Here is a 10,334-nt window from a genome sequence, read left to right on the forward strand (position 1 = left end):
CCTTTAAAAAGGCTTGACCTAAATTTTAAAATTATTTGCTTTAAACTGTGCACTAAACAGTAATAAACAAAATACGGACTGCACATAAAATGCAGTCCGTAAATATTTGAATTATGTGATTTGATTATTTAATAGCCTCAAATGCTTCCTGTAAATCGAAGAGAATATCATCAATATGCTCTGTACCGATTGAAAGACGAATTGTATTTGGCTTAATGCCCTGCTCTGCAAGCTCCTGCTCGTTAAGCTGTGAGTGTGTTGTTGATGCAGGATGAATAGCAAGTGACTTAACATCTGCTACATTTGCAAGAAGTGAGAATACCCGGAGATTATCAATGAACTTCTTAGCGTCTTCTTCTGTACCCTTGATTTCAAAAGTAAAGATTGAACCGCCGCCGTTAGGGAAGTACTTATCATAAAGTGCCTTATACGGTGAGTTTGGAAGTGATGGGTGGTTTACGCTCTCAACCTGTGGGTGATTTACAAGGAATTCAAGAACTTTCTTTGTGTTTTCTACATGACGCTCAACACGGAGTGAAAGTGTTTCAAGACCCTGCAAGAAAATGAATGCGTGGAACGGAGAGATTGTAGCACCTGTGTCACGGAGAAGAATTGCTCTGATGTATGTTACAAATGCAGCACCCGGAGCAGCCTGTGTAAATACAGCACCGTGGTATGATGGGTTTGGCTCTGCAAACTGTGGGAATTTACCTGATGCAGCCCAGTCAAACTTACCGCTCTCAATAATTACACCGCCGATTGCCGTACCGTGACCGCCGATGAACTTTGTAGCTGAATGAACAACGATGTCTGCACCGTACTCAAACGGTCTTACAAGGTAAGGGGTTGCAAATGTGCTGTCAACAACAAGCGGAATATTGTGTGCGTGTGCAATCTTTGCGAGAGCCTCAATATCAATAAGGTTAGCATTTGGATTGCCGAGTGTTTCAATGTAGAGAGCCTTTGTATTCTCGTCAATAGCGTTTTCAAAAGCACCCTCTTCATCAGGATCAACAAATGTTGTTGTAATGCCGTAAGCAGGAAGTGTGTGTTCGAGAAGGTTATATGTGCCGCCGTAGATTGTCTTTGCAGCTACGATGTTCTCGCCAGCTTTAGCAAGAGCCTGAATTGTATATGCGATTGCAGCTGCGCCCGAAGCTACTGCAAGAGCGGCTGTACCACCCTCAAGAGCTGAAATTCTCTGCTCAAAAATATCTTCTGTAGGGTTTGTAAGTCTGCCGTAGATGTTGCCTGCATCTTTAAGTGCAAAACGATCTGCGGCGTGCTGGCTGTTGTGGAATACATAAGAAGTAGTTGCGTAAATCGGAACTGCTCTTGCATCTGTTACCGGGTCTGCTGATTCCTGTCCTACATGAAGCTGAAGTGTTTCAAAGTGTAATTTTCTATCTTTTAATGTGCTCATTTTATTTACCTCTTTCAATAATTAATTTAGTTTGTTACAATGTTATAATAAAAATAATGTAGTAATGTATTTGTTGCGTCAGCAACAACATCCAGAGGTACTGCACATTCGTCCGTATCGGTAGTTCTGTCTTAATAGATTTACAAATAATAGAAGCATTAGAATTCTCCTTTGCTAAAACTTACTAATTACATAGGTTTAATGTGATTGTATATTATCATATAATTTACCCGTTGTCAATACTATTTTTTAAATTTTTAAAAATATATTTGTTTAGTAGGTTTTTAGAGCAAAATTTGCCGGTTTTATAACATATTTGTAGAATTATAAGCGACCAATATACATATAGAAAGATAATTAAAATATAAATCGGATAAAAAACAACTTGAAAACCTACTAAATATATGTTATTATTATGTTATAGATGAATGCTATATTTTTGCAAATACTTAGTAAAAGGTGGTGTTAATTTGAAAATTTCTACAAAGGGAAGATACGCACTGCGAATGCTTATAGATTTGGCAATGCACCAGAATGACGGTTACATTGCACTTAAGGATATTGCGGCTCGTCAGAATATTTCAAAAAAATATCTTGAGCAGATTATGCCTATTCTTAATAAAGCCGATGTGTTACTTACAAACCGTGGATTTCAGGGTGGATACCGCCTTGCAAGAACTCCCGACCAATATACGGTAGGCGAGATTCTCCGCATTACAGAGGGCAGTCTTGCTCCTGTAGCCTGTCTTGACCATGACCCGAATACTTGCCCTATGAGTGATGAATGTATTACTTTGCCTGTATGGCAGGGACTTAATGAGGTTATTACAAAGTATCTTGACAGTATTACAATTCAGGATATTATTGACCATCAGGCCGAAAGCATTGGCAATGACTATGTTATATAACAGTTTATAAGAAATAGAGTTATAGAAGAATTTGGAAAGCCATCTTTGATTTGCGTCAAAGATGGCTTTGCGTTTTTAAAATTTTTATTATTGATGGGTTAAATTGGTTAATTAAAATAATCTCCGATTGGAGAAGTATTGTACTGCTTTTTTATTTCAACAATAATAGAACCGTTGTCTTTTTGAATTTCAGACAAAATTTTATATTTTGTACCACTTCTGTCTAATTGAATTTTATATTTTTCAAAAGGCAGTTTTTACAATATTTTTGTTATAAAATGTTAGCTGTTATCTACAATAATAAATAATTTTTAGGCTTTAAAACAAAAAATAAGTCTATTTCCCGTAAAAAATAACAGACTTCAAAATCAAGTTTTGAAGTCTGTTAAAATATACTACAGGGGATAGATATTAAAAATTATTTATCTGAGAACATTGGAGTTGAAAGGTAACGGTCGCCTGTATCGGGAAGAAGCGCTACAATTATCTTACCCTTGTTTTCAGGGCGTTTAGCAAGCTCGGTTGCCGCATATACTGCCGCACCCGAAGAAATACCTACAAGCACACCCTCTGTACGGGCAATAGCTTTGCCTGTTGCAAAGGCTGCCTCGTTCTCAACAGCGAAGATTTCATCATATACTTTAGTATCAAGGGTTTCGGGAACAAAGCCTGCGCCGATACCCTGAATTTTGTGAGGACCTGCAACACCCTTTGAAAGTACAGGTGATGTAGCCGGTTCAACTGCAACGATTTTTACATTTGGATTTTTTGACTTAAGATATTTACCTACACCTGTTACGGTACCGCCTGTACCTACGCCTGCAACAAAAATGTCAATCTTGCCGTCTGTATCCTCCCAGATTTCAGGACCTGTTGTTGCAAAGTGAGCGGCAGGGTTTGCCTGGTTTACGAACTGACCCGGAATAAAGCTGTGCGGAATTTCACTTGCAAGTTCGTCAGCCTTTGCGATAGCGCCCTTCATACCTTTTGCACCGTCAGTAAGAACAAGTTCTGCGCCGTAAGCCTTAAGAAGATTTCTGCGTTCGATACTCATTGTTTCAGGCATTGTAAGAATAATTCTGTAACCTCTTGCGGCTGCTACCGCTGCAAGACCGATACCTGTGTTACCACTTGTAGGCTCAATGATTACAGAATCAGATGTAAGCAAGCCTTTTTCTTCCGCATCATCAATCATAGCCTTTGCTACTCTGTCCTTAACACTTCCTGCCGGATTAAAATATTCAAGCTTTGCAAGTACAGGTGTGTCAAGTCCCTGTGCAGCAGAGTAATTATTGAGTTTCATAATAGGTGTTCTGCCAATGAGGTCAGTGATTTTCTCGTAAATTTTCATAATGCATTCTCCTTTATAATATAATGTTTATAGTAATGTCCGTAATTGAAATTCAATCCTTATTAAACCTACATAAATTATAGGTATTATTATAGCACCGCAATATTGCATTGTCAACACTTAAATATAAATATTTCCGAAAAAATAATAAATATCGAATTTTTAATGCTGATATGCAATATGTATAGAAATACAACGGGATTTTTTATAAACAAAATTATAAATATAATTGCAAATTTTTACAATATATGTTAAAATTAGAGCAATAATAAGCAAACGGATTTACCGTGAAATTTAAAAGAAGGTGTATAACTTTGAAAAAATGTTTTTCGATTGTACTGACTGTACTTATGGCGGCGATAGCTTTTACAGCTTTTTCATCAGTTAATGCTGTTTCTGTCGAAAGTAATCAATCGGTACATACTAACCAAACAGCGGACTTAGGAATACCTCCGCTTGACTTCGGCGATTCAAATGACTATGACAGCGGCGGTTCTGATTGGGGCGGCAGCTCTGACTGGGGCGGCAGTTCCGATTGGGGTGACAGTTCTGATTGGGACAGTTCAGACCACAGCAGTTCCGAAAGCAGCGGAGAAGGTCTTGGATTTGGCGGAACGTTAGTTGTTTTCCTTGTAGTTATCGGTATAGTTGTTTACGGCATGATAAGGAGCAAAAAGGACAGCAAAAGAACAACTAAAAGAACAACTACTACTGTTGGCAGATCACAGACAATTCAGCAGTCGGCAGGCAGAAATATTACACTTCCTGACCGTACGGCACAGATTTCAGACCTTATCAAGCAGAATGATCCGAACTTCTCGGCAGAAGATTTCCTTTCATTCTCAAGATATGTATATGTTACCATTCAGGACGCTTGGAGCAAGCGTGACCTTTCACCTGTAAGAATTTATTTACACGATAATCTCTACAATCAAACTCAAAAACAGATTGATCGCAAGATTGCAAACGGCGTAATCAATAAGATTGAAAATGTAGCCGTAAGTACAGCTTATCTTACAGCGTATCGCAGAGATAAGGAATTTGAGTATGTTACAGTTTATCTCAATGCCCGTCTTACAGACTATGAGATAAACGAAAAGACCGGTCAGGTTCTCCGTGGAGATCCTAATGCAAGATACGAGTTGAGATACACACTTCGCTTTGCCCGTAATGCAAGCATTAAGACCACAAGTGCAAACAGTCAGACGCTTAAGTCACACAGTTGCCCGAATTGCGGTGCTCCTCTTGAAATGTCAAGTTCCGGCAAGTGCGAATACTGCGGAAGTACAATTACAACAGGTCAGTATTCATGGGTACTCAGCGAATATTCTTCTATTCGTAACGATACTGTTGACCAAGGCATTTATATTGAAAAAGATAACAATGCTCAAAACAATACAAATAATAATCAGTAATTTTTTATTGCTGTTCGGGACCGGGATTTTTCCGGTCCCGATTTTTGTATTTAATCCGTAAATATTTTTTATATAATGGCAAAATAAAGCTATAAACAAAGTTGTTTTTTACATAATGTATCAAATACTTGCATTTTTTTAACTTGTGTGTTATATTGTAAATGATTTGTTAATCAATATTTCTAAGTACAAGGTGATATTATGGATTACAAAATTATTGCACTTGACATTGACGGTACTCTGACTAACTCTCAAAAAGAGATTACTCCACGCACTCGATACACTATTATTGACGCTCAAAAAATGGGCAAAAAGGTTGTAATCGCTTCGGGCAGACATCCTATGGGGATTCAGAGCATTGCAAGAGATTTATTGCTTGACCGCTATGAGGGTTATATTATGGCTTTCAACGGAGGAAAAATTCTTGATTGTACTACCGGACAAACTATTGTAAGTAAGGATTTTCCGAAGGAATACCTTTCCGACATACTCGGTGTGTTGAAAGAATCAAATCTTTCTGTTCATACCTATGATGATAAGAAAATCATTACAGGCGGCACTTTGAATGATTATTCAAATGTTGAAAGGGATATTCTCAAAATGGAAATGGTTGTTGTGGAAGATTTTGCGGCGAATATTCCTGAAAAGATCAATAAACTTTTACTTTCGGGCGAACCTGCCGAAATTGATAAATATAACGAAATTCTTGCAAAACGCTATGACGGTTTGCTTGATGTGTATAAGAGCGCACCGTACTTCCTCGAGATTATGCCTTTCGGTGTAACAAAGGGTTCTATGCTGCCTATGCTGCTTGAAAAACTCGGTTTTACAAACGAAGAGATGATTGCTTTTGGCGACAATTACAATGATATAACTATGATTGGTTATGCGGGTCTTGGAGTTGCTATGGGCAATGCAGAGGAAGATGTAAAAAAGATTGCAAATTATGTCTGCGAGTCAAATGATGATGACGGAGTCGCAAAAACACTTGAAAAATATGTTTTGAAAAGTAATATATAATTTGCAGTTGTGATATATAAATAGTTGTGATTATATAAAAGCTCTCTGAATTTAATCGGAGAGTTTTTTGCTTTGTCGAAAAATCTGTCTGCTTTTTAAAAAAACGGCACTTTGTTCACTTTTTTGTATAAATTACATAAAACAAGTATTAAATGTTTGGAAGCACAGATTTCGAATAATTCTAAATCAGAAAAAAAATCGTTAATAACTACTTTATAATTATATGTAGATGTTAAATTTTGATTTTAACGGAAAATGGAGGAAAAGCTATGACAAAGGTAAAAAAACTCATTGCTTTAATGCTTGTTGTCTGCATTGCGGCAACAGTAGGTATTGTGTCGGTTTCGGCTGCTACTGTTGACGATGCTGAGTCAGTTCAGGCTAAATACGACGGTATTAAAGTGCATGTGTATTCTGAAGACGGCGCACCGAACATCTATTATTGGAACAGCCTTCCGCAGAATATCGCAACAGATTACCCCGGTCCTAAAATGACCGCCGAGGGTGATAACAGCTACTGCTACACGTTCGACAATGTAACAAAAATCAATATGATGTTTGTTACAAACGGCACTCAGTCTGCTGAAACAACAAGAAACAGCGGCGAGTGGTGGTACAAAAACGGAAGATGGTCTTCTAAGTCTTGGAATGATTTTGATGACTGGAAGAGAACGGATCTTCGTGAAGATTCAATTTACTTTGTAATCACAACTCGTTTCTATGACGGTGATACAGGCAACAATGTTCATTGTTGGGACGACCAGCAAGCTAACAACCCTGATTCAGACCCTGCTTGGAGAGGCGACTTTAAGGGCCTTATCGAAAAACTTGATTACATCAAGGCTTTAGGCTTCAGTGCAATTTGGATTACTCCTGTTGTAACAAATGCGTCAGGTTATGACTACCATGGCTATCACGCATTCGATTTCTCAACTGTTGATGTTCGTTATGAGAGTGACGATGTTAAATATCAGGATCTTATCGATGCTGCACATGAAAAAGGTATGAAGATTATTCAGGACATAGTTATCAATCATACAGGTAACTTTGGTGAGGCTACTCTCGCGCCTATGTTTACAAAAGAGTATAGCACACTTAAGGATCTTGAATCTGTTAATTGTATGGTTCCGATTCCTGATTCGGATTTTGCAAAAACATTCCCTGACTATGACAGTCTTGCTCCGGGTTATCAGTATCAGGCAAGACTTAATATAATGAAGGATACTAAGGCTCTTGATTCAGGTTCACATGACACGGAAAATAACTATCATCATTATAAAGACCTTAGCTGGGAAAGTCCAACTGTACAGACAGGACAGATTGCCGGTGACTGCGTTGATGTAAACACAGAAAATCCAAAGGTTGCAGAGTATCTTAACAATGTTTACGGCGATTATATCAACATGGGTGTTGATGCATTCAGAATGGATACCGAAAAGCATGTATCAAGACTTACTCTTAACCAGTTCTATTTCCCATCATGGCTTAAGACAGGCGGAAAGAATTTCTATGTATTCGGCGAGGTTTGTACTCGTGTAAGCGAGTTTTGGAATCATAATATCCCTGCAATTTCTGCTCCTTTCTATACTTGGGCAGAAACAGACAGCAATTATATCAATGCTCTCGGCGATGATCAGCTTGAAAATGTAAACCTTACAAATGCTCACTATGCAAGCAATTCATCTACAAGTAATCAGCCAACTTCTGATAATGTTTATCTTAATGGTATTACATATCATACTCCTGATTACAGTAAGGGCAATGGCACAGGCGTTATTGACTTCCCAATGCATTGGAACTTCTCTACTGCCAGCAATGCATTTACCCGTGCTCTTGAAGAGGATCCATATTATAATGATTCAACATGGAATGTAACTTATGTTGACTCCCATGACTACGGTCCTGATATGGATACTCGTTATAATGGCGGTACTCAGGCTTGGGCAGAAAACCTTTCACTTCTCTTTACATTCCGTGGAATTCCATGTCTATACTATGGTTCAGAAGTTGAATTCCAAAAGGGTGTAAGTATAGACCTTGGTCCAAATGCTCCTCTTTCAACTTTAGGTCGTGCATATTTCGGCGATTATCTTGAGGGTGATGTTTCAGCTACTGATTTCGGTGAATATAGCGCATCGGGAACAGTTGCCGAAACTCTTAATTCTCCGCTTGCTGTTCACCTTAAACAACTGAATATGATTCGTAGGGCAGTACCTGCTCTCCAGAAAGGTCAGTATACAAAGGACAGCGAATATGTAACTGGTAATATGGCATTTATCCGCCGTTATACAAATTCAAGCGAAGGCGTAGACAGCCTTGCACTTGTAACTATTTCAGGCGGCGCTACATTCAAGAACATTCCTAACGGCAAGTATATTGACGCTGTTACAGGTGATGTTAAGACTGTTACAAACGGCACACTTACAGTAGGCAGTATCGGTAAAGCCAACATGAGATGCTATGTAGCTTGCGGTTCAGGTTTCACAGGCATTGACGGTAAGATCGGTACAAACGGTACATATCTTAAGTAATTAAATAAATTAAATAATTATAATTACAACTAAGAGGATGGAGTAAAATTCATCCTCTTTATATTTGCAGATAAATGAATATTTTTGCTAAAATGTATATAAATATGACATAATCTTAATTATAAATAAGACACTTTAAAGCATTTTGTATCTTTCCTTTTGCTTTAAAATGTGATATAATGTTCTTTAATGGTAATTATAAATTTACTAATCTTTATTGTAGGAAGTGATTTTGATGGGCAGTTATTCAGATAACACACCGGCTATCCATGACTTGGCACAAAAAATGATCTCAAATTCGATGATCGATACAAGTCTTTATTCAAAGTATAATGTTAAGAGAGGACTTCGTGACCTTGACGGTAAGGGTGTATTAACAGGCCTTACAGATATTTCCACAATTATCCAGAATAAAGAAGTTGACGGTAAGCTTGTTCCTTGCGACGGTGAGTTGTATTATCGCGGATATAATGTAAACGATATTGTCGGCGGTATTCTTGAGGATGATCGTTTTGGTTTTGAAGAAGTTGTTTACCTTCTTCTTTTTGGCGAAATGCCAAATGTCGCACAGCTTAAGGATTTTAAGGAATTGCTTGTAAAATACAGAACTTTACCGCAGAACTTTGTTCGTGATGTTATTCTTAAAGCACCGAGTGAAGATATGATGAACTCGATTGCTCGAAGCGTACTTACTTTGTTCTGTTACGATGATAATCCTAATGATACATCGGTAGATAATGTTCTTCGTCAGTGTATTCAGCTTATTTCAGTATTTCCGATGCTTTCGGTTTACGGTTATCATGCATATAACCACTATCTCCGTGACAAAAGCCTTTATATTCACCGTGCAGAGCCTACTATGTCCACAGCGGAGGTTATTTTGTCATTACTTCGTCCTGACAGAAAATACACACCGCTTGAGGCAAAAGTTCTTGATATGGCGCTTATTCTTCATATGGAGCACGGCGGCGGTAACAACTCTACATTTACAACTCATGTTGTAACTTCTTCCGGTACAGATACTTATTCGGCAATTGCAGCGGCTTTGGCATCTCTTAAAGGTCCTAAGCACGGCGGTGCAAATGTTAAAGTATTCTATATGTTTGAGGATATTAAAAAGCACATAAAAGACTGGAAAGATGACGAAGAAATTGCAGATTACCTTGAAAAAATACTCGAAAAGCAGACATTCGACAGAATGGGTCTTATCTATGGTATGGGTCACGCTGTTTATACAATTTCTGACCCTCGTCAGATAATTCTTAAAGGTGCTGTTCAGAAACTCGCTAAGGCAGAGGGTTACGATGAGGACTTTGAACTTTATGAGAGAGTAGAAAGACTTGCTCCGCAGGTTATCGGCAAAAAGCGTAAGATTTATAAAGGCGTTGCGTCCAATGTCGATTTTTACAGCGGCTTGCTTTACAGTATGCTTGACATTCCTTGTGAGCTTTATACACCGATGTTCGCTACAGCCAGAATTGCAGGTTGGAGCGCACACAGACTTGAGGAAATCGTAAATGGCGGTAAGATTATACGTCCTGCTTATATGAGTATTTCTACAACAAAGAATTATACTCCACTTGATAAAAGATAATATTAAAAATTTAGGCGGATACTTGCAAAGAGTACCCGCCTATTTTTTCGTAAAAGTTATGGTTTGGCTGATTGCTTTATCAAGCAATTATA

Annotated in this window: 7 protein-coding genes; 5 read left to right on the plus strand and 2 right to left on the minus strand. The window is 38.1% G+C overall.

Annotated features, from left to right (window positions below; translation table 11 throughout):
* Positions 1 to 124 precede the first annotated feature (124 nt).
* The gene (locus tag AAAY30_RS10535) at positions 125 to 1,423 is read right to left on the minus strand and encodes an O-acetylhomoserine aminocarboxypropyltransferase/cysteine synthase family protein (RefSeq protein ID WP_337781877.1); all 1,299 of its coding nucleotides are present in this window, start codon (positions 1,421 to 1,423) and stop codon (positions 125 to 127) included.
* A gap of 470 nt (positions 1,424 to 1,893) precedes the next feature.
* Between AAAY30_RS10535 and AAAY30_RS10540 the strand changes: the two genes are divergently transcribed.
* Positions 1,894 to 2,331 (plus strand): RrF2 family transcriptional regulator, encoded by a 438-nt coding sequence (locus AAAY30_RS10540; RefSeq protein WP_195411446.1) that lies wholly within the window; start codon positions 1,894 to 1,896, stop codon positions 2,329 to 2,331.
* Between the two features lie 418 nt (positions 2,332 to 2,749).
* On the opposite strand, the gene cysK is transcribed toward AAAY30_RS10540, so the two are convergent.
* A complete protein-coding gene (gene cysK, locus AAAY30_RS10545) occupies positions 2,750 to 3,682 on the minus strand; it encodes a cysteine synthase A (RefSeq protein WP_252559032.1) in 933 nt (310 codons plus the stop codon).
* A gap of 314 nt (positions 3,683 to 3,996) precedes the next feature.
* Here cysK and AAAY30_RS10550 point away from each other — a divergent pair, with 314 nt between their 5' ends.
* The 4 genes from AAAY30_RS10550 to AAAY30_RS10565 all read left to right on the plus strand — a co-directional run bounded on the left by AAAY30_RS10550 (position 3,997) and on the right by AAAY30_RS10565 (position 10,242).
* Positions 3,997 to 5,097, plus strand: coding sequence for a TIM44-like domain-containing protein (locus tag AAAY30_RS10550; RefSeq protein WP_337781876.1), 1,101 nt, complete (start codon positions 3,997 to 3,999; stop codon positions 5,095 to 5,097).
* Positions 5,098 to 5,298: 201 nt separating this feature from the next.
* On the plus strand, positions 5,299 to 6,117 hold the full coding sequence (locus AAAY30_RS10555) for a Cof-type HAD-IIB family hydrolase (RefSeq protein ID WP_295057458.1): 819 nt from the start codon (positions 5,299 to 5,301) through the stop codon (positions 6,115 to 6,117).
* A 269-nt stretch (positions 6,118 to 6,386) separates the two neighbouring features.
* The gene (locus AAAY30_RS10560; protein ID WP_295025728.1) at positions 6,387 to 8,648 is read left to right on the plus strand and encodes an alpha-amylase family glycosyl hydrolase; all 2,262 of its coding nucleotides are present in this window, start codon (positions 6,387 to 6,389) and stop codon (positions 8,646 to 8,648) included.
* Positions 8,649 to 8,883: 235 nt separating this feature from the next.
* Entirely contained in the window at positions 8,884 to 10,242 is a 1,359-nt protein-coding gene (locus AAAY30_RS10565) for a citrate/2-methylcitrate synthase (RefSeq protein ID WP_252559044.1), read from the plus strand.
* Positions 10,243 to 10,334 lie beyond the last annotated feature (92 nt).

The sequence above is a fragment of the Ruminococcoides bili genome (assembly GCF_040093295.1).
Lineage (GTDB): Bacteria > Bacillota > Clostridia > Oscillospirales > Acutalibacteraceae > Ruminococcoides > Ruminococcoides intestinale_A.

Excerpts from the sequence above, each read along its gene's own strand:
- cysK (WP_252559032.1), bottom strand. The coding sequence starts at position 3,682 with ATGAAAATTTACGAGAAAATCACTGACCTCATTGGCAGAACACCTATT.
- AAAY30_RS10560 (WP_295025728.1), top strand. The coding sequence starts at position 6,387 with ATGACAAAGGTAAAAAAACTCATTGCTTTAATGCTTGTTGTCTGCATT.
- AAAY30_RS10535 (WP_337781877.1), bottom strand. The coding sequence starts at position 1,423 with ATGAGCACATTAAAAGATAGAAAATTACACTTTGAAACACTTCAGCTT.
- AAAY30_RS10555 (WP_295057458.1), top strand. The coding sequence starts at position 5,299 with ATGGATTACAAAATTATTGCACTTGACATTGACGGTACTCTGACTAAC.
- AAAY30_RS10565 (WP_252559044.1), top strand. The coding sequence starts at position 8,884 with ATGGGCAGTTATTCAGATAACACACCGGCTATCCATGACTTGGCACAA.